The sequence below is a fragment of the Rhizobium sp. WSM1328 genome (assembly GCF_057653715.1).
This window is the reverse complement of sequence record NZ_CM172788.1, coordinates 2,374,950-2,392,612: the sequence shown is the minus strand read 5'-3', so window position 1 is coordinate 2,392,612 and position 17,663 is coordinate 2,374,950. Positions and strand designations below refer to the sequence as shown.

Genomic DNA, 17,663 nt, shown 5'->3' with positions numbered 1-17,663 from the left:
TTTCGTTTCATTGCCTAAAAGCGCCGGCCTCAGGCCGGGCCCGCAGCGGTGGCCGCGTTGTGAGCGGCGAGCGTCTGCTGGGCAGCGGCTGCAATAGCGTCGTCCCTGCCGCCCGAGACCTGGACAGTCGGCACGGCGAGCTTAATGCCGTTTTCGTTGAACGCCTCATGGATCATCCGCAGGGCCCGCCGCTTCAGCGTGAACTGCTGGCCCGGAAGTGTCATGACCTTCATCCGCAGGAGCAGGCCTGAGTTGCCGAGGCTGTCTATCCCCTGCATCTTCAACGGCTCGATCGTCGTCGGTTTGAACTCCGGATCCTCGAACAGTTCCAGGCCGATCTTCTTGATGATCTTGCGGGCCTTCTCGATGTCGGAATCGTAAGTGATGGTGATCGTCATCTTCTCGATCGCCCAGTCGCGGCTCATGTTCTGGACTGCTCCAAGCTCGCTGAAGGGCACGATGTAGACCGCGCCGCGCTGGTGCCGGAGCTTGATGGATCGCAGGCTGAAGGACTCGACGGTGCCCTTGTAGCTGCCGCTTTGGATATACTCTCCCACTCTGAAGGCGTCATCGAGCAGGTAGAACATCCCGCTGATCACGTCCTTGACAACAGTCTGCGCCCCGAAGCCGATCGCGACGCCAACCACGCCGGCGCCTGCGATCAGCGGACCGATTTCGACCCCCAGCGATGACAGTGCCATCATGATTGCGACGGCACTGAAGAGGATCATCAGGAAATTGCGAAGGATCGGTAGGAGTGTTCTGAGACGCGTGCGCCGCCGCTCTCGTTCGCTACCGACTTCCAGGACGGCCTCGGTGTCGCCGAGCTTGCGATCGATCAGCACTTTCACGACGCTCCAGGCAAGATCGACGACCAGAAGAATGATCCCGGCGCTGAGGAGGCCACGCACGAGGCGTAGAAGCGGCGAATCCTGCATCGTCATTTGCGTCAGCCTGATATCGAGCGCATCGGCAAGCAGGATGATGGCGCCGACGATCAGCGCCGCCCTGATGCCGCGCTCGACGATCACCGAGACGACGGTGCCTTTCTTGTGGCCGTCCTCTTCGTCCGTGGAAGAGCGCAGAATATTGTTGACCGACGCCTTGGTGAGGGCGATGGCACCGGGCAGGGCGGCACAGACCACGGCGATCCAGAACAGCCTCATGGCGCCGACCACCCACAACAGCCAGACGGCAACGAAATAGACTGTCCAGAGCCAGTTCCGCGTCCGCAGGCCGATCCGGCTCGCTTGACCGGCAGCCAATTGAGACGGCCGTCTCCAGACGGCTTCGATACCGATGAAAAGCAGCACGAGGCCGAGAGAATAGGCGGCGAGCTGTCGGGCCGGGACCGAAAAGCCGAGAGTACCGAGCAGGCGGATGCTCACCCAGCCAAAGGCATACCAGCCGACGAGATAGCCCAGGCGTTTTGCCCAGTGGCCGGCGGTATCGCTTGTGATCGGGACGACACGAAATCCACCCCCTTCCTCCGCCCGCGGCGCCAGGAACACGTCGAAAAGCGCGCTCGCCAGACGGAAGACGACAATTGCGAAGAGGTACCCGACGACGATCTCCCTGATGACTGGCGGCCATTGGAACAGCAGGAAGAAGCCAATGCTGCCGAGACCGAACGAAAGGACGTAACATGCCGCCCACAGAAGCCTCGCAGTCAATGCGGTCACTCTTTCCAGAACCGTCGCATAGGGTGCACGTGCCATCCATGAGCGCCAGCCGGCGCTGATCCACCAGAACAGCCATTGCGCGGCCAGACCGACGGCGACGAAGGCAGCGACCAGGAAGATCGGCCGCGTCCCGCCGTTCGCCTGGATGTCTTGGTCGAGTATGGCCGCACCACGCATCGTCTCCGAAGGAAAGGACTGGATAGCCCCGAGAAGGCCGGAGGCGTGGACACGGAACCGCATCGCAAATTCCGAGAATGAAGGGTCGGCGTTCGGCGTTGCGACGGGCGGTTCCGTCACGGCCTTGGCAGCTTCCGACTGCTGCTGCAGGAAGCGCTGGACATCCGGATCCGAGAACATGCCGATAAAGCGCTGGACACTTTCAGGCTGCGGGCTCGCAGGCGTCGCGCTCTGCGCCACGGCAATGGAGGCACAAAGGAGAATGGATGCCAGGGTGGCCCCGATGACAAGCGGCCTGACCATGCGGATCTTGGAAAGTAAAGGCATCGTCTATCCTGATCTCGATGAAGCTGTTGCGTCTGCCGGTTGCTGAAGCGCTATTGCCTGCATGTCTCCTTCGATCGGCCCGCGGCAGTGCACTCGGACGCCTTCGGTCGCGTACCCACGGGACCCGTGAGGCCGCTGACCTGGCCGGCGTAATTATCTCTGGTGTCGGCATCGACGACCGCGACCGGGGCGGCAAGGATCAGGCCGGCGGCGCTGCCCGCCGCCGCCGCCGTGCTCGTCGTCGCGGCGAGGATCTTGTCCCCGAGCCCGACCTTGCTGTCGGTCAGCGTCTGGCCGTCGGAAATCCGAGCGCCGATGAGCTGAACGACCTCGGGCGATTCCGCGAATTTTCCATGGTTCAGCCTGTCGCCCGCCTTGACCTTGGTGAGGTCGATCACGGTGATCTGGCTGTCGGCCAACTCTTTCTTGAAAGGGGCCTGCTCGGGATCGATGGCGCCGAGTCTGGCGACGTCGCCCCATACCCTGCGGGAAACCGCGAGCGCGCGGTCGTCTCGCGAAACGAACAGGGTGAAATTCGGATGCTGCTTGCCCATGTCGACGATCTGCTGGCGGAAGACATCGACATCCACGTCGGGCGAGGCCAGCATGACATTCTTGAACTTGGCAGGGAGGCGGCCGTTGCGGATCGCCATCTGCCGAAGCGCTTCCAGCGCCAGCCAGTTCCCCATCGAATGCGCCAGGATCGAGACTTCCTTCACCTCTGGATCCTTCGCGAGATACTGGAAGAGCATCTCCAATGCGTTGCGCGTGTAGTTGGTGCTCTCCCTGTCATAGCCATATGCGAGCAGACTTCCGCGCGACGGCCACGTCACCAGCACGGGCGCACTGTGGACGCCAGAATCCTTGACGATCTGAGCGAAGCGATAGACGGAATCTTCGAAACGGTTGTTGAAGCCATGGATGAACACCAGCACGCTGCGGTCGCGGCTCTTCCTGACAGAGGCGCTCAGCCATTTCTTGGCGTCGTCGCGCGTGATCTCCTCGGCTTTCAAGGTTGCGAAGTCCGTTGCCGGATTGGATGGAAGCCTTTTCGGCCAGGCGACTTCGCCGATCTTGCGGACGTTCGCAGGCGGGATGGATACGGTGATGTCGGCAAAGGCCGGGGCGAGTGCGCGTTCGCCCGTGAACATTTCGCCTTGGATCGTGGAGCGGCTGCGCGTCGTGGTCACGAGCATGGCGACCTTGGTGGCGTTCGGCGCGCTATCGGCAACCGGGATGAGCACGTTCTTCGGGTGGCCGCCGCATCCGGCCAATGCGCAGAGCAGCAGCAGAGCCGATATCCATTTCAAACCCAGAGCATTACCTAGTTTCTCCGAGCCACGGAAATGCTCTGTCTTTTTGTTTTCACGCAATTCCGGACGCAAAACCGCTGCGCACTTTTGCTGGAATTGCGCTAGGGAAGGGCTTGGTTGAATTCGGCCGTCAAGACATTTTGCTGTGCTCACTGGCGTTCCTCATAGCCCTGTCAAGTTTGTACGGGCCTCGACGCCGCACGCCGCGGCGGTCGAAGTCGGCACTGAGGTCAGACTATGCGAAGACGAGATGGCGTGCCCGTATGATCGGGTATGTTACGGTCGGGGAGACAGTATCAGCGAGGTTGCAGGTCCGAGGTGGCGGCAGTCGACGCAATTGCGTCGGGATCGGGCACCGTCATCCCCGCTTTGCGAAGTCCTTCGATCAGACGATTGCGATCTTCGGGCTGCATGTTGCGCATTGCGAGTTCCGTTACAATGTTCGGCAGGAAGTCTGGTCGCATGCCGACGAACACCTGTCCTTCCCGGCGGGCGTCGTCCATCATGCCAGCTTCTGCGTAGATGATGGCGGCAACAACATGGAATAGAGGGAACTTCTGCATGTTCGCCTGCCTGATCTCCAGCACGGCGGTGTGGTTGTCGCGGAGCATGTAGGCGGCCAGGGCTCGCGTTCCGTGGTAGAAGCCGCCGCTGCCTGGATTGAGCGCGATGGCCTGGTCCAGCAGGCTTGCTCCACGTTGCCACTGGCCAGCGATCGCAAGCCGCGTTCCGAACTCGCCCATCAGTTCGGTGTCATTGGGATTGGTGGCGAGCGCCTGCTCGCCCACACGAAGTGATTCAGCCAGCTGCCTGTCGAAGAACAGCGCCGTCATCAGCGCTTGAAGTCCGCGCGTATTGTTCGGATCGATCTGCGTTGCGCGCCTGGCGGCATCGAGTGCGCGCTGTATGGCCGAATCCTGGCCTGGTGTCGGATTGAACTTGTACCGGTCCTCATCGAGATAGACGATCGACAGCATTGCCCAGGCGGTCGCATAGCTCGGAAACCGCGCGACCGCAGCTTCTAGGCAATCCCGGACGCGCGCATGCGCTTCGGCGCTCAGTTCCGAACGATAGGCATAGAAGCGCAACGTGCACTCATACGCGCCGAGGTCGTCCGGCGGCGGACCGGCGGAGTCGATCTGTGCCATGACCCCGTAGGGTTGGGCGATGGCGGTCGCGACCTTTCTGGCGACATCCGTCTGGATCGCAAACAGGTCTCCCGATGCGAGATCATTGTCATAGTTCTCCGACCAGAGGATCTCGCCGTCCGAGGTATCGAGCAGTCTCGCCGTCACACGAAGACGCTTGCCCGACGTGCGTACCCCGCCGGCAAGGAGGTAGCGTGCGCCGAATTCGGCCCGAATCTCCGATGCGCCCACATCCGCGGGGAGGGACTTGGACGTTTCGCGGCCGAAGACCTTGATCTCCTTGAACCGTGGCAGGATGGTCATCAGTTCCTCGGTCAGGCCAGCCGTGTAGAGCTGTGCCTCCGGCCCTTCGCCGAGATTGGCAAAGGGAGCGACCACGAGGGCCGGACGATCGGGCGACAGGCTTGCAACGCGTTCGAGCGACGGAGCGGGAGATCGCGTCCCGATCCAATAGAGCGAAATAGTCACCGCAGCGAGCGCAGCAGCACCCGGCAACAACACCCGCCTTGCGCGCCACCAGCCTCCGGGGCGGACCTCAGAGGGCGATGTTTCGCCAGCGTCTTCGTCTCCAATTTCGGCTGACTCCGGACAGGACCAGGCGAAGGTTGGAACATATCCGCCTTTGGGGATGTCGATCCTGACAGGGTCATGCTGCCCGGCGACGAGATAATAGCGCTCGAGCGACCGCCGCAGCCGTCCGGCCTCGATCCTGACCACCGGATCGTCCTGGGTGAAGCCGGGATCCCGGCCGAACACCTCGATCGCGATCGAATAGGCTTTGATCCGGTTGCCCCGACCCTCGAGGGTTTCCGAGACGACATAGCGGAGAAACGCTGCCGCGCGACCGACGCCCGGAAATTCAGGGCTGGAGACGACACGTTCCAGTTGCTCGCTGATATCGTCGGCTTGAGGCGCCGGCCTTGAAGAAATGGGTGCAGCAGACCCCTCTGCTGGTATCGATGTCTGCATGTCTGTCCCCAATCCCCCGTGGAGTCACATCGCTGCCAGACCGTATGTTACGGTAACATACTCCACGAACCGATCGTCGTCCATGAAGATCGGGATCTGGCACACGTTGCAGTGGCGACGTCTCGAATGCCGGTAAGGAGTGGACCATGGACGAAGACGTGACCGCAGTCCGTCGGCAGTTTCCAGCCAGGATCAAGGCGATCGACGATCTCTCTGCCCGCAGTGAGGATTTTCGGGAAATCTGCAGGGACTTTGCCGACGCCCAATCGGCGCTGCAAAAATGGAACGTCTCAACCGATCCGAAACGCGAGGAGCGCGTCGTCGAATACCAGGAACTGATCGCCGAACTCTCCAAGGAGATAGAGGGCGCGCTTGACGCCTCGGTACCGCCAACCGCTCGCTGACGAGGCGAGACTACGCACGCGGCAAGCCATCGCGAGGCGTATGTTACGGTTACCTACTTGCGTTCCATCGCCCGGCAACGACCATCGCGACAAATGTCCGGCGCTGAAACTTTGCGCTTCCACGAAACGAAACGCCTCCGAAGGATATTGCCGTGGTTTCCGAAAACTTGGACGAGCCTGCCATTTCCCCAACGCCTCGGAATCCACTCCGCAGGATAGCACTCATCGTCCTCCTCCTTGCGCTCGTCCTGTTCGTCCTCTCCATCTTCATGGAGCGGCGCACGCCGTCGACCTCGCAGGCTCAGGTCCAAGCCTATATCGTCGGCATCGCGCCCGAAGTTACCGGCCGGGTGGTGGAAGTCGGCGTCGCCGACAACTCGCGCGTCGAGGCCAATCAGATTCTCTTTCGTATCGATCCCGAGCGCTATGAACTCGCGGTCAGTGAGGCCGAGGCGAGCCTTGCAAGTGTCGGCCAGTCAATGGGCGCCTCAACGGCTGCTGTCGATGCGGCGCAGGCAAAGCTCGTAACGGCCCAAGTCGATCGGGACAATCTTCGCGAACAAGCTGCGCGCGCCGCAGAGCTGCAAAAGAGGGGCGTGTATTCCAAAGCGCGGGCTGATTCAACCAAATCGGCTTTCGGTCAGTCAGAGGCGGCCGTCACCGGTGCTGAGGCTGAGTTGGCCAAGGCCAAGGAGCAGCTCGGGCCGAGCGGAAATGACAATCCGCAGCTCCGGGCAGCTCTGGCTGCGCTCGAAAAGGCACGACTCGATCTGCTGCGGACCACCGTTCAGGCACCTTCGGCCGGGGTCGTGACCAACCTCCAACTTACAACGGGTAAGGTTGTGTCGGCTGGACAGTCAGCCATGACCTTTATCGATGTCGGCACGATCTGGATCACCGCCGCCTTCAAGGAGAACAGCCTCGAGAAGGTAGCCGTCGGCAACCGGGCGGAAGTTCTTTTCGACGCGCTTCCCGGTCGGGTGTTTCCGGCGCAGGTCGAGAGCGTTGGTTTCGGTGTATCGCAAGGGAGCACGGACCCGAACACCGGATTGCCGACGATCCGGAGCGATAGCGGCTGGGTCCAGGAGCCGCAGCGGTTTCCGGTCCGCCTCATCATCGAGGAGGCGCAGCGGCCCAAGGGCGGCGTACGCTACGGCTCGCAGGCGACCGTCGTCATCTACACCGGCGACAACCCGGTCACCAATGCCTGGGGATCGCTCTGGATCCGCATCATGTCGGTGCTGACCTATGTCCGCTGAGAGGAGCCTCGCGGTCGAGGAGCAGAAACGCAAAGGGCTGCGGGTTGCGTTCGCGGTCTCGATCGGCTTCACGCTCGCAGTCTATGCGGGGGCCATTGTGCCCTTCCTCGGTCCGCTCTTTGCCGCCCAGTTTCTGCTCGGAAGTTCGCGGCCGATGCCGCTCGGCAAGACCATCGGCGCGGCGATGATCATCCTGATCGCCGGGATGGCGATGATGGTTCTGACCAAGGTGCTCGGCGACCGCCCGGCGCCATTTCTGCTGATCCTGGGGCTGACCTATTTTGCGTGCTTCGCCGCACAGTCGACGGGAAAGGGAGGACCGGCCGTCTTTCTCGTGCTCGTCGTTTCGATCATCGTGCCTCTGCTCGGCATCCTGAACAAGGAGCTCGCCAATTCCATCCTGTCCATCCTGGTCGCCGGGGTGTTGTCCGGCACGGCTCTGATGTGGTTCGCCCATGCGGTCTTTCCCGAGCCGTTCTCCCTGGAGGTTGAGGCGGTGGCGATCGACGAGCGGCCGCCGGCCTTGCTTCGGGCGCTGGCAAACACGGTCATCCTTTTGGGCTCCGTCGTGATCTGCCTGACGAGCGACAACCTGACCGCTGCGGCGGTCATTCCGATCACTGTTGCTTCGCTGCTCGGGCAGCTCGACGTTGCCGCGAGTGCGCGAGTGGCGATCGGGCTCGTGCTCGTCAACCTGTTCGGCGGAGTGCTCGCCTCCGTTGCCTATGCCGCGCTATCGCTGCGCCCCAATCTTTTCTCGATCTTCCTCATCGTTCTCGTCGTCGTCCTCCTCATCGGAGGGCGCGCGGCTGGTCGCTCGAAGGACGCCCCGGTTTTTGCCGGCGCCCTGACAACCTTCCTGATCCTGTTCGGCCTCGGGGTCTCGCCTCTGCCGGGGAGTGCTGCAGAATCCTTCGCGACCCGCATCGTCTATGTCGCAGCGGCCTTGATCTACGCGCTGCTGTTTGCCGTCATCCTGTGGCCGCGGACGAGGGAAACGAAGAGGATATCGGCATGACATTTCCTCGCCACTGGAATGAATGTAAGTATATGTGAATATACTAAAGCCGGCAGCCTACACACCATGTCTGACCTCAAGGAGGATTTGAGATGGCTAGACCTCATGCATTGTTAATCGCCACGGGCCTGTTCCTGCCTTTTGCAGGGTTCCCGTTTTCGCCACATCCGATGCCGATCGCCGCCGCGCAGGAGCCTGCCGCTTCCAGTCCCGTCGCGGCGGAAGACGACGCGCCGGCGCCGCTGAGCGAGGACGAACTCGAAATCCTGGTAGCGCGGATTGCACTTTATCCGGACGAACTGGTCGCGCTCGTCACATCGGCGTCGCTCTATCCTCTGCAGGTCGTGGAAGCAGCCCGGTTTCTCGAAACCTTGAAGAAGCAGCCCGAGCTCAAGCCGAAGACGACGTGGGACGGCAGCATCGTATCGCTGCTGAACTATCCTCAGATCGTCACGATGATGAGCGAGGATCTGGACTGGACGCAGTCTCTCGGAGAGGCGCTCTCCTACCAGCAGAAGGACGTTCTGATCGCCATACAGCAACTGCGCGACAAAGCGGTCGCCGACGGCATCATCAAGAGCGACGACAAGATCAAGGTCAGCCAGGAGAACGACAATGTGGTGATCGTCTCCGCCAGTCCCGACAAGATCTACGTTCCGCAGTATGCGCCGGAGATGCTGTATGAACCGAACTATGTGGCCGCGCCGATCGGCTACTATTCCGAGCCGTATCCGAACTACTACTATCCGACCGCCACCTTTTTTGCCGGCGTGGTGACGGGAGCAGTGTGGGCGGCTGCCGTCGACTGGAACCGTTGGGGTGTATGGGGCGGGCGCTGGAACGGCAACGTTGATATCGACTGCAACAACTGCTTCAACAACATCAACGGCAAAGTGAATATCAACGACGTCGACTGGAAAAACGTCGACCGCAGCAAGATCGGGTTCGACAGTGCGCAGTTCAACAAGATCGACCGCAGCTCCTTCCGGACCAGTATCGAGGCGAACGGCAACAACAGGGTCGGAGCAAGAGGCAACGATCGTGCGAACACGATCCGCGACCAGCCAGGCAAAGTCAGCGTCAACGATGTCCGCAAGAGCAAGATCGATGCGGACAGGGTCAATGCTGCTCGCAACAAGGCAGGCAATACGGGAGTGGCTCCCGGGGGCGGGAAGGGCGCGCAGGCTGCGCAGAACCGCAGGCCCGAGGCAAGGACGCCGAACAGGGCTGCCGAAAACGCAAGGCCCGGGGTCAACGCCAAACGCCCGGTCGCAAAGCCGAAGCCCGCGGCCCGGGTCGACAGCCGGCCGAGAAAGCCGTCGGCACTCGGCCAGGTCGATAGCGGCAGGCGCGCTGAGATGCAGTCCAACCGCGGCAGACAGGCCATGGCCGGCGGCAATCGCGGTGGCGGTCGTGGAGAAATCCGCCGCGGCGGTGGTGGCGGCGGCCGTCGTCGATAACCGGAAGAAGGAGGAAAGTCATGACCAGATCAGTCAGAAACATGCTTCTGGGTTCGGTGTTCGCTTTTGCGGTTCTCGCCACCAATCCGGTTTCCACATCTGCAGCGGAGCCATCCGATGCGACCGTCATCTCGGGCTTCGCCGCGCAGAGCGATCCGCCCGTATTCGAGACGCCGGAACAGGCCATCGACGCTTTCAAGGCGGCCTTGGCGGCTGATGATTTCGATAAGTTTACGGCGCTGCTGGGCATCGATGCAGCGAAAGCGAAAGCAGGCGAAGGGGTGATGGACACCTACGCACAGATCCGGGACGGCACAAGCAAGAAGATCGTCGTCAAGGACGTCGATAACCGCAAGATCATCGAGATCGGCGACAAATTATGGCCTCTGCCATTTCCGATCGTGAAGGGCGACGATGGCAAATGGGGTTTCGACACCTATGCCGGGTTCGAGGAGATCATCAATCGTCGCGTTGGCGAGAACGAATTGCAGACTATCGACACGATGCAGGCCTATGTCGACGCCCAAAAGGAATATTCTTCCGCCGACCACGATGATGACGGCGTCCTGGAGTATGCCCAGAAACTGATCAGCAGCGACGGCAAAACCGATGGTCTCTATTGGTCGCCTGATCTCGGCGAGAGTGATAGCCCGGCGGGCAATGCCCTCGAAGACAATGCGGCGCTTGATAAGGCCAAGGCCGGCGAGGGCTATTACGGCTATCGCTACAGGATCATCGACAGCCAGGGGCCGAACATCGCGGGCGGAGAGTTCGATTATGTGATCAACGGCAACATGATCGCAGGATTTGCCCTTATCGCCTGGCCGATCCGATATGGCGAAACCGGCGTGCACACCTTCGTCGTGAACGCGAACGGCACGGTCTACCAGGCCGATCTCGGCCGGGAGACCGAAAAAATAGCTGCTGGCGTCAGGACCTTCAATCCGGGTGACAATTGGGACGTGACTGCCGATTGAACACGGTGCGCGTGTTTGGAACCAAGTCTGCTCCACCTCGTTGCCGCTTCGTACCTGACAATGTTGCAAAGGAGGAAACGATGATTTCCGCAGAGCAGATCCGTGAACATATGGAAGTGCGGGCTGCCGACGGCACCCATGTCGGCACAGTCGATCACCTCGACGGCCCCACGCGCATCAAGCTGACGAAGCTCGATTCGGAGGACGGCAAGCACCACTTGATCCCGATCGATTGGGTCGATCACGTGGATGCTCACGTCCATCTGTCGAAGAACGCCAGGGATGTTCGAAGCCAGTGGGCCACCATCAACTGACAGCCGGTCGGCTGCGGCTTGCGGGCCGCAGCCTCCTTGGAACAGGATGATCAGAGCACGATGTCGTCCAAAAACTACTCACTCTTTTCGGCAAAAGGAGCCCGCCAATGTCGAAGCAATTGAAGAGGGGCGATGAGGTAAGCTGGAATACTAGCCAGGGAAAGACCGAGGGCAGGGTGGTCAAAAAGCAGAGCAGTCCGACGAAGATCAAAGGCCACAGCGTGAAGGCATCGAAGGCCGAGCCGCAATATATAGTCGAGAGCGACAAATCGGGAAAGCGCGCGGCACACAAGCCTGAGGAACTCAAGAAGCTTTGACGCCGGCGGCCGTTCTGTTCGAGCAAAAGGAGATCGATATGCCAGCCAAGTCCAAGGCCCAGCAGAAGGCGGCAGGCGCCGCACTTTCGGCCAAGCGTGGCGAGACGCCGAAGAGCGAACTCAAAGGCGCCTCGAAACAGATGGTGGAATCCATGAGCGAGAAACAGCTTGAGGAATTTGCATCGACCAAGAGGAAGGGCAAACCCCAGCACGTCTCGAAATAGGGGTGCCGAGCACCGCCATGCGTTACAGGACGTTCCCGCGCTTAACAGCTACGGGGCCGTGACCTTGAAAGCGGTTGCCTCTGCCGCCGGCGATGGCTGCCTATGAAGCAAGATTGGCGGTTCGTCCGCGGTCGGTGTATGGTTCCGACGATCGTTTCGAGGCAATTGCCCATCAGCTAGAAGAGCGCATCGCGCTAAAATGGAGTTCGAGATTGGCCGTCGCTTTTACCAAGGAAGAGAGTTTCGAAACCGCTTCGGAAACCCTGCTGCCCGATCGTCCGATTTCGGCTCATCCGAACCTTGTCACGGAAGCGGGGTTGAAGGCTCTGGAATTACAGTTCCAGCAGGCTCGCGAGGCCTATGATGCTGCGAGCCCAATCGAAGACGTGAACGAAAGGCGGCGGCAGGCGGCCAGTCCTTTGCGTGATCTTCGCTACTTAACGGCAAGACTTCGCACCGCTCAGCTCATGCCTTCCCCTACGTCAATCGATACTGTCGCCTTCGGCAGCACGGTGACTTTCCGTCGTGACGACGGGCGGGTGCAGACCTATCGCATCGTCGGAGAGGACGAGGCTGATCCGAAGGCCGGATCGATTTCCTATGTCTCGCCAGTCGCACGGCTTTTGATGGGCAAGGCTGTCGGCGATATGGTGGAGACAGGCGGCCAGGAACTGGAGATCATCGCCATCGCGTAGGAGAGCGCTATTCGCGTAGCCCTCTCATTATTTTGGTACCATACGGTACTTTATTTATCGAACATTTACCATCCGTGGCTAGAACGATGACATTCCATCATCGAAAGTCATGCTCATGGTCAGCGCAATTTCCAGTTCTGCATCCACCATTTTGAGTTCAGCCGCTTCAACCTCGTCTTCCAGTTCGTCAGACCAACTTGCCTCTCTCGAGGCGCAGCTTGCCGAAAAGCAGGCAGCCCTGTCGGAAACGCAGGACGAGCAAGAGAACGCCACGATCGAAAAATCTATCGATACGCTGGAGGCGAAGATCGCCAAGCTCGAAGCGAGCGAGAGCAGCCAAACTCAGGCGTCTGCTGCATCGAAGCCTGCCGGTGACGTTCCGAAAGAACTTTCCGGCGAAAGCGAGCGTATCGGCACGACGAATTTTGACGAGACCAGCGAGTTCGGCAGCCGCACGGCTTACGTCTGATAAAAGCAACCCGGTCACCGGGATGATGCCGCATTTTTGAGTGATGCATCAAAGACGGCGCTGGGCCACGGTGACGACTTCGCGCGTCAGATCCGCCAGGCGGTCGGCGGCGAGGCGATTTATCTGCCAGTAGAGCGAGACATCGAGCGGAGTGTCGGGCACCAGCTCGACTAGCCGTCCGGATGCGAGGTGCTCGCGGGTCAGCTGTGTCGGGTTCATTCCCCATCCCATGCCCGAAAGGCTCGCCTCGACGAAGCTCTGCGGCGACGGCAGCCAGTGGGTGGGATAATCGAGATCGCGTCCGAACGTTCGCCTGATCCAACTGCTCTGCAGCCTGTCCTTCTGATTGAAGGTGAGCGCCGGAGCGTTGCGGATCGCCTCTGATGTCACGCCCTGTGGAAAATGGCGCGCGACGAAATCGGGCGTTGCCGTGGCGTGGTAACGCAGAACCCCAAGGGCAAAACGCCTGCATCCGCGGACCGGCTTTTCCAGGCTGGTGACGGCGGCGATCACCCGCCCGCGCTGCAGCCATTCGGCGGTGTGGTCCTGATCGTCGACGGCGATATTCAGCAGATAGGAAGAGCTTTTGGCAAAATTCGACATGGCCTCGACGAACCATGTCCCGAGGCTATCGGCATTCGTCGCGATTTGAAGCGTGACCCTTTGGCGTGGTTCGTTGGGATCGACGAGGGCCGGCAGCTGCCCGAAGAGTTCTGCTTCGAGCATGCCGACATTTTCCATATGGCGGCAGAGCCATTCTCCCTTTTCGGTCGCCGTGCACGGCGTGCCTCTGACGATGAGGACGACGCCTAGACGCTCCTCGAGCTGCTTCACGCGCTGGGAAATGGCCGAAGGCGTCACGTTCAGCGCGGTCGCGGCTCTTTCGAAGCTGCCTGTCTGGACAATGGTTGCGACGGCGCGAAGAGCGGGATAGTCGAGCATGGATTAGTTTTGCTTAATTGGAGTAAGATGGATTAATTAGCCTAATTCTCCTAATCGCGATAGCGCAGCCTCACCGAAATGAGGGGCGTTGGCCGAAGCGATGAATTTTTCGATCTATGGAACCGGCCTGATGATGGGCCTCAGCCTGATTGTCGCCATCGGCGCGCAGAACGCCTTCATCCTCCGCCAGGGCTTGCGCAACGAACATGTCTTTGCCGTCTGCCTCGCATGCGCTGTATCGGATGCCGCGCTTATCGTGCTTGGCGTGACCAGCCTGCAGCAAATCGCCAGGTTCATGCCATGGCTCGATCCGGTCATGCGCTATGGCGGAGCCGCATTTCTGGTCTTGTACGGAGCAAGAAGCCTCTATTCCGCCTTGAGATCGTCCGCTGCTCTGACGGCCGGGGAAGCAAAGTCGTCAAGCTTTCGGCAGACGCTCGCGACCTGCCTCGCACTCACCTGGCTCAATCCGCACGTCTATCTCGACACGGTCGTGCTGCTCGGCACGATATCGACGCGATATCCGGGAGAGCAGACTTCTTTCGCCGCAGGGGCGGTGACGGGCTCCTTCCTGTTCTTCTTTTCGCTCGGATATGGCGCAAAGCGGCTGCGGCCGATCTTCTCGAAACCCTCATCCTGGCGCATGCTGGAAACGCTCGTCGCTTTCACGATGTGGATCATAGCGTTCAAACTGCTGGGTGGGTTGTGATCGGCGTTCGGCGTTCGGCTGTCGGTGCGGCGCAGGTCGAGCGGAAGTTGCAAGTGGACCGGCAGCGATCTGAGCGGATTCAAAGCGATCAAGCGTCTCTACCGCGTTCCATCGCACGCGCGGCGCTCCGGGACGGTCAACTCTAGCTCGCGCTGGCAATCTGCCAGCAGATGTGGCGGAAAGCGCCTTAGCTCCCGGAGCGCATGCTCATGGTTGGCATCCCTGCGCCTCTGCGACTTGAATGCGGAAAGGGCCTGTACGATATTCCAGATGCTTGTTTGAGACATGTCGGGCCTCCTTTGCTGCATTTAGCTGCCGACACCCGAAATATGAGGGTCAATTGACATTCAATCAAACAAAATGATATGGGGTTATAAATCAGAAAAATTGAAAGATGCGACGATGAGCATTCCATTTCGCCGTCCCATTCCGCTGCTTGACAACGAAGTGCTGCGTACCTTCGTGGCTATCGCCGAGACAGGCAATTTTTCGACCGCCGCCGAGGCGGTCTTCCGTACGCCGTCGGCAGTGTCGATGCAGATCAAGAAGCTTGAAGAGCAACTGGGGGCAACGCTGTTTCTGCGCGACGCCCGTTCGGTGTCGCTGACACGCCACGGCGAGATGTTGCTATCCTATGCGCGCAACATGCTGGCGCTGTCGAACGAGGCGGTGTCGCGCTTCATCATGCCGGAACTCAGCGGCGTCGTGCGGCTCGGCGCGCCGGAAGATATCGGCGAACGGCTGCTACCGAGCATCCTGAAGAGTTTTGCCGAAAGCTATCCCGGCATCATGGTCGACGTGACCATCGACATGAGCATCGGGCTGAAGAAGCGCATGGAGGAGCAGCGGCTCGACTTGGCCTTGATCAACTGTGCGACACGGCCGTTCCCGACGGGCGGAGAGGTGGTGTTCCGCGAGCGGCTGGTCTGGGCTGGCGCCAAGTGCGGTTCGGCGCATCGCCGCGATCCGCTGCCGATCTCGATCTGGGAAGACGGCTGCATCTGGCGCCAGGAGGCGCTCTCCCAGCTCGAACGCAACAAGCGGCATTATCGCGTCGCCTATCTCAGCGGCCACACGATGGCGCAGCGCGCCGCCGTGCTTTCCGATCTCGCCATCGCGCCGTTGCCGCTGTCCTATGTCAACGAAGACATGGCGATCCTCGGGCCTCAGGAAGGGCTGCCGGAACTCGGCGCCTTCGATATCCGCCTGCTGACCGCCTCGCAGGTGTCGGGGCCGATCGAGACGGTGGCTGACAGCATTCGCGGCGCCTTTGCCGAGAGAGCAAAGGCGGTCGCCGCCTAGCTGCATCGGACAGGATTATGCTCCGATCGAAAGTGATGGCGCGTCCTATCGGACGCGCGGCTTTAGCCGGTGTTCTTATAACCAGTGAACCTTTTGGTTTGTCGTGCGTTATTGGCGCGGGACGGCAATTGTCGCCGTTCGGGGTTGATTTCAAACAAGGATATCCGAGATGACGACAACGGCCAAAATTGCCGCAGCTTTTATGGTTCTTCTTGCCCTTTCCTCCTGCGGCAACACGATCCGCGGTATAGGAAAAGATACGGCAAATACCGTGAACGCCACGCAGGATGCCGGCCGCTCGGTCGACCGCGCCGCGAAGAAGTAACGACCGTTCAGATCGCTGCTAGAATCGCCGGATCAGGTGCTGACCCCGGGGATCATCAGCCGGGTCCGGATCATCCTAACGGATGACCGGGGGATAAATCTTTTCCAGCCCGCCGGATCGGTCGAGACCGGTCCGGAAGGCCTGGTAGGCGGGATGTTGGCTGGAGCGGGCGGTTTCCGTAAGCCGGATCTGCAGCCGGTCCGGCGCATGGCTTCCGAGCCAGATTCCCAGATTTTCGAGCTTCAGCGAGTTCAGGAATCGCGATCCGGCGGCGAGATCGAGATGGCGGCGCAGGCCGTCGAGCAGGTTGTCGTCCTGGGCGGCGTTTTCCATGAGCAGCGCCAGGTATGACTTGTCGGTCTCCGACAGCCCAGCGAGCTTTTCCGCAACGGTTTCGCGGTCGGGAAAGGGAACATTGCCTGTCATCGAATCGTCCATGCTTGATCGTGTTTTGGCCGTTATAAGCTCGCCTTGACCTTCTCGGCTACATCGACTGGCACCCATTTCGTCCACAGGCTCTCGTAATTGCGAAGGAAATAGATCGCGGCATCCTCATTGGTTTCGCGGTTTTCGTCCTGCCAGGCGAGCACCTGGTTGATCGTCGCATTGTCCCATTTGCGGGTCTTGAGATAGGTCGTGACAGGTCCGGTGCGGCTGGCGAAGGACCTGGTCATCAATGTGAAGGCGCGCGAGACCGGGTAGGAGTTGAGCTCGGGCCTGGCGCAGCCGGCAACCGCGGTACAGCGGTCCCATTCATTCTTGTTGTGGCCGACGCCGAAGCTCAGGCGCGTCATGTCGTATTTGCCGAGGATGGCGGTCGGCGCCCAGTAATAACCGAGCCAGCCGACCTTGTTTTCGAAAGCGCGGGCAATCGACGCATCCAGCTGTTCGGGACTGCCGGTCTCGACAAGTTCGAAGCCCTTCTTGTCGGCGGCAAGCGCCTTGAACAGGTTGGTGGTCGATATCTGGCAGCTCCAATCGGCGGGGCAGTTGTAGACTGCGCCTTTCGACGGGTCGTCCTCAGCGGGGAAGAGTTCGGGATGTTTCAGCGCGCCTTCGACCGAGCGGATGTCGGGGTGGGCGTCGGCGATGAATTTCGGTATCCACCAACCCTCGACGGCGCCGTCAGCCAGGATTTCGGCCCCCTGGACCAACCGGCCGCTATTGACGGCTTGATCGAGCAGGGACCTGACGGAATTGATCCAGTATTCCGAGGCGATGTCGGGGGTGCCTTTCTCATTCATCGAGGCGAAGGTCGGCAGAGTGTCGCCATCGACAATGGTGACGGAACAGCCGTATCCCTTTTCCAGGATGATCTTATCGAAGCTCGCCGCAATGCCTGCGGAGGCCCATTTCATTTCGGCGATCGAAACGCTGCCGCATTCGGCGGCTTCAGCCGGCGCGACGATAGAAAGAGCCGCGGCAAAGACGGCCGGAATCAGAAACGTCTTCATCGTCATTCCCCGAATTCTTCTTAGGTGGACGTGCAGCAGGCTCTGAAATTCACCGACAAATCTCTCCGAGCACCCGAATGCCGGGGCGATACCGCAACAGGCTTTCCGGTTCATAGGCAAGCCATGTTCAACAATGGCGTGTTATGACGGAGCCTACGCGTTCGCTCGCAGAAATCAA

The 17,663-nt window shown here is 60.5% G+C and carries 20 protein-coding genes; 13 read left to right on the top strand and 7 right to left on the bottom strand.

The features are described from left to right. Positions 1-29: 29 nt before the first annotated feature. From AC2444_RS12160 to AC2444_RS12150, 3 genes are all read right to left on the bottom strand, one after another. Entirely contained in the window at positions 30-2,186 is a 2,157-nt protein-coding gene (locus AC2444_RS12160) for a mechanosensitive ion channel family protein (protein ID WP_487762894.1), read from the bottom strand. Positions 2,187-2,236: 50 nt separating this feature from the next. Then, positions 2,237-3,652 carry an alpha/beta hydrolase gene (locus AC2444_RS12155; protein WP_012757865.1) on the bottom strand — a complete coding sequence of 472 codons (1,416 nt, stop codon included), beginning with the start codon at positions 3,650-3,652 and terminating at the stop codon, positions 2,237-2,239. A gap of 143 nt (positions 3,653-3,795) precedes the next feature. Then, the gene (locus tag AC2444_RS12150; protein WP_012757864.1) at positions 3,796-5,616 is read right to left on the bottom strand and encodes an adenylate cyclase; all 1,821 of its coding nucleotides are present in this window, start codon (positions 5,614-5,616) and stop codon (positions 3,796-3,798) included. Between the two features lie 146 nt (positions 5,617-5,762). Here AC2444_RS12150 and AC2444_RS12145 point away from each other — a divergent pair, with 146 nt between their 5' ends. The 10 genes from AC2444_RS12145 to AC2444_RS12100 all read left to right on the top strand — a co-directional run bounded on the left by AC2444_RS12145 (position 5,763) and on the right by AC2444_RS12100 (position 12,753). Continuing rightward, a complete protein-coding gene (locus AC2444_RS12145; protein WP_012757863.1) occupies positions 5,763-6,020 on the top strand; it encodes a hypothetical protein in 258 nt (85 codons plus the stop codon). Positions 6,021-6,172: 152 nt separating this feature from the next. Next, entirely contained in the window at positions 6,173-7,279 is a 1,107-nt protein-coding gene (locus AC2444_RS12140; protein WP_012757862.1) for an HlyD family secretion protein, read from the top strand. Further along, on the top strand, positions 7,269-8,297 hold the full coding sequence (locus tag AC2444_RS12135; protein WP_012757861.1) for a DUF2955 domain-containing protein: 1,029 nt from the start codon (positions 7,269-7,271) through the stop codon (positions 8,295-8,297). Before AC2444_RS12140 ends, AC2444_RS12135 begins: the two co-directional genes overlap by 11 nt. 92 nt (positions 8,298-8,389) lie before the next feature. Continuing rightward, entirely contained in the window at positions 8,390-9,757 is a 1,368-nt protein-coding gene (locus AC2444_RS12130; protein WP_012757860.1) for a DUF3300 domain-containing protein, read from the top strand. Between the two features lie 20 nt (positions 9,758-9,777). Beyond that, a complete protein-coding gene (locus AC2444_RS12125; protein ID WP_012757859.1) occupies positions 9,778-10,734 on the top strand; it encodes a DUF2950 domain-containing protein in 957 nt (318 codons plus the stop codon). A gap of 80 nt (positions 10,735-10,814) precedes the next feature. After that, the gene (locus AC2444_RS12120; RefSeq protein WP_012757858.1) at positions 10,815-11,048 is read left to right on the top strand and encodes a DUF2171 domain-containing protein; all 234 of its coding nucleotides are present in this window, start codon (positions 10,815-10,817) and stop codon (positions 11,046-11,048) included. Positions 11,049-11,155: 107 nt separating this feature from the next. Then, positions 11,156-11,365 carry a hypervirulence associated TUDOR domain-containing protein gene (locus AC2444_RS12115; protein ID WP_012757857.1) on the top strand — a complete coding sequence of 70 codons (210 nt, stop codon included), beginning with the start codon at positions 11,156-11,158 and terminating at the stop codon, positions 11,363-11,365. Positions 11,366-11,403: 38 nt separating this feature from the next. Beyond that, positions 11,404-11,589: a DUF3008 family protein gene (locus AC2444_RS12110; RefSeq protein WP_003560205.1), complete on the top strand. Its 186-nt coding sequence runs from the start codon at positions 11,404-11,406 to the stop codon at positions 11,587-11,589. 212 nt (positions 11,590-11,801) lie between these two features. After that, entirely contained in the window at positions 11,802-12,284 is a 483-nt protein-coding gene (gene greA, locus AC2444_RS12105; RefSeq protein ID WP_012757856.1) for a transcription elongation factor GreA, read from the top strand. 109 nt (positions 12,285-12,393) lie between these two features. Next, positions 12,394-12,753 carry a hypothetical protein gene (locus AC2444_RS12100; RefSeq protein ID WP_012757855.1) on the top strand — a complete coding sequence of 120 codons (360 nt, stop codon included), beginning with the start codon at positions 12,394-12,396 and terminating at the stop codon, positions 12,751-12,753. A 48-nt stretch (positions 12,754-12,801) separates the two neighbouring features. Here the strand turns inward: AC2444_RS12100 and AC2444_RS12095 are convergent, their stop codons facing one another. After that, the gene (locus AC2444_RS12095; RefSeq protein WP_012757854.1) at positions 12,802-13,695 is read right to left on the bottom strand and encodes a LysR family transcriptional regulator ArgP; all 894 of its coding nucleotides are present in this window, start codon (positions 13,693-13,695) and stop codon (positions 12,802-12,804) included. A gap of 100 nt (positions 13,696-13,795) precedes the next feature. Between AC2444_RS12095 and AC2444_RS12090 the strand changes: the two genes are divergently transcribed. Next, a complete protein-coding gene (locus AC2444_RS12090; protein ID WP_012757853.1) occupies positions 13,796-14,404 on the top strand; it encodes a LysE/ArgO family amino acid transporter in 609 nt (202 codons plus the stop codon). Positions 14,405-14,502: 98 nt separating this feature from the next. Here the strand turns inward: AC2444_RS12090 and AC2444_RS12085 are convergent, their stop codons facing one another. Next, positions 14,503-14,691 carry a hypothetical protein gene (locus AC2444_RS12085; RefSeq protein WP_012757852.1) on the bottom strand — a complete coding sequence of 63 codons (189 nt, stop codon included), beginning with the start codon at positions 14,689-14,691 and terminating at the stop codon, positions 14,503-14,505. Between the two features lie 73 nt (positions 14,692-14,764). Between AC2444_RS12085 and AC2444_RS12080 the strand changes: the two genes are divergently transcribed. Then, on the top strand, positions 14,765-15,706 hold the full coding sequence (locus AC2444_RS12080; RefSeq protein ID WP_171598639.1) for a LysR family transcriptional regulator: 942 nt from the start codon (positions 14,765-14,767) through the stop codon (positions 15,704-15,706). A gap of 169 nt (positions 15,707-15,875) precedes the next feature. Beyond that, positions 15,876-16,031 (top strand): entericidin domain-containing protein, encoded by a 156-nt coding sequence (locus AC2444_RS12075; RefSeq protein WP_003560194.1) that lies wholly within the window; start codon positions 15,876-15,878, stop codon positions 16,029-16,031. A 75-nt stretch (positions 16,032-16,106) separates the two neighbouring features. Here AC2444_RS12075 and AC2444_RS12070 read toward each other — a convergent pair whose 3' ends face one another. Both AC2444_RS12070 and AC2444_RS12065 read right to left on the bottom strand, forming a co-directional pair. Next, positions 16,107-16,469 (bottom strand): hypothetical protein, encoded by a 363-nt coding sequence (locus AC2444_RS12070; RefSeq protein ID WP_171815690.1) that lies wholly within the window; start codon positions 16,467-16,469, stop codon positions 16,107-16,109. 20 nt (positions 16,470-16,489) lie between these two features. Then, positions 16,490-17,491 (bottom strand): glycine betaine ABC transporter substrate-binding protein, encoded by a 1,002-nt coding sequence (locus AC2444_RS12065; RefSeq protein WP_171815689.1) that lies wholly within the window; start codon positions 17,489-17,491, stop codon positions 16,490-16,492. Positions 17,492-17,663: the final 172 nt, after the last annotated feature.

What these genes read in the sequence shown, in the direction of transcription:
- AC2444_RS12160 (WP_487762894.1), bottom strand. Translation starts at nt 2,186, where the DNA reads ATGCCTTTACTTTCCAAGATCCGCATGGTCAGGCCGCTTGTCATCGGG.
- AC2444_RS12150 (WP_012757864.1), bottom strand. Translation starts at nt 5,616, where the DNA reads ATGCAGACATCGATACCAGCAGAGGGGTCTGCTGCACCCATTTCTTCA.
- AC2444_RS12145 (WP_012757863.1), top strand. Translation starts at nt 5,763, where the DNA reads ATGGACGAAGACGTGACCGCAGTCCGTCGGCAGTTTCCAGCCAGGATC.
- AC2444_RS12135 (WP_012757861.1), top strand. Translation starts at nt 7,269, where the DNA reads ATGTCCGCTGAGAGGAGCCTCGCGGTCGAGGAGCAGAAACGCAAAGGG.
- AC2444_RS12130 (WP_012757860.1), top strand. Translation starts at nt 8,390, where the DNA reads ATGGCTAGACCTCATGCATTGTTAATCGCCACGGGCCTGTTCCTGCCT.
- AC2444_RS12125 (WP_012757859.1), top strand. Translation starts at nt 9,778, where the DNA reads ATGACCAGATCAGTCAGAAACATGCTTCTGGGTTCGGTGTTCGCTTTT.
- AC2444_RS12120 (WP_012757858.1), top strand. Translation starts at nt 10,815, where the DNA reads ATGATTTCCGCAGAGCAGATCCGTGAACATATGGAAGTGCGGGCTGCC.
- AC2444_RS12115 (WP_012757857.1), top strand. Translation starts at nt 11,156, where the DNA reads ATGTCGAAGCAATTGAAGAGGGGCGATGAGGTAAGCTGGAATACTAGC.
- AC2444_RS12110 (WP_003560205.1), top strand. Translation starts at nt 11,404, where the DNA reads ATGCCAGCCAAGTCCAAGGCCCAGCAGAAGGCGGCAGGCGCCGCACTT.
- AC2444_RS12100 (WP_012757855.1), top strand. Translation starts at nt 12,394, where the DNA reads ATGCTCATGGTCAGCGCAATTTCCAGTTCTGCATCCACCATTTTGAGT.
- AC2444_RS12095 (WP_012757854.1), bottom strand. Translation starts at nt 13,695, where the DNA reads ATGCTCGACTATCCCGCTCTTCGCGCCGTCGCAACCATTGTCCAGACA.
- AC2444_RS12090 (WP_012757853.1), top strand. Translation starts at nt 13,796, where the DNA reads ATGAATTTTTCGATCTATGGAACCGGCCTGATGATGGGCCTCAGCCTG.
- AC2444_RS12085 (WP_012757852.1), bottom strand. Translation starts at nt 14,691, where the DNA reads ATGTCTCAAACAAGCATCTGGAATATCGTACAGGCCCTTTCCGCATTC.
- AC2444_RS12080 (WP_171598639.1), top strand. Translation starts at nt 14,765, where the DNA reads ATGATATGGGGTTATAAATCAGAAAAATTGAAAGATGCGACGATGAGC.
- AC2444_RS12075 (WP_003560194.1), top strand. Translation starts at nt 15,876, where the DNA reads ATGACGACAACGGCCAAAATTGCCGCAGCTTTTATGGTTCTTCTTGCC.
- AC2444_RS12070 (WP_171815690.1), bottom strand. Translation starts at nt 16,469, where the DNA reads ATGGACGATTCGATGACAGGCAATGTTCCCTTTCCCGACCGCGAAACC.
- AC2444_RS12065 (WP_171815689.1), bottom strand. Translation starts at nt 17,491, where the DNA reads ATGACGATGAAGACGTTTCTGATTCCGGCCGTCTTTGCCGCGGCTCTT.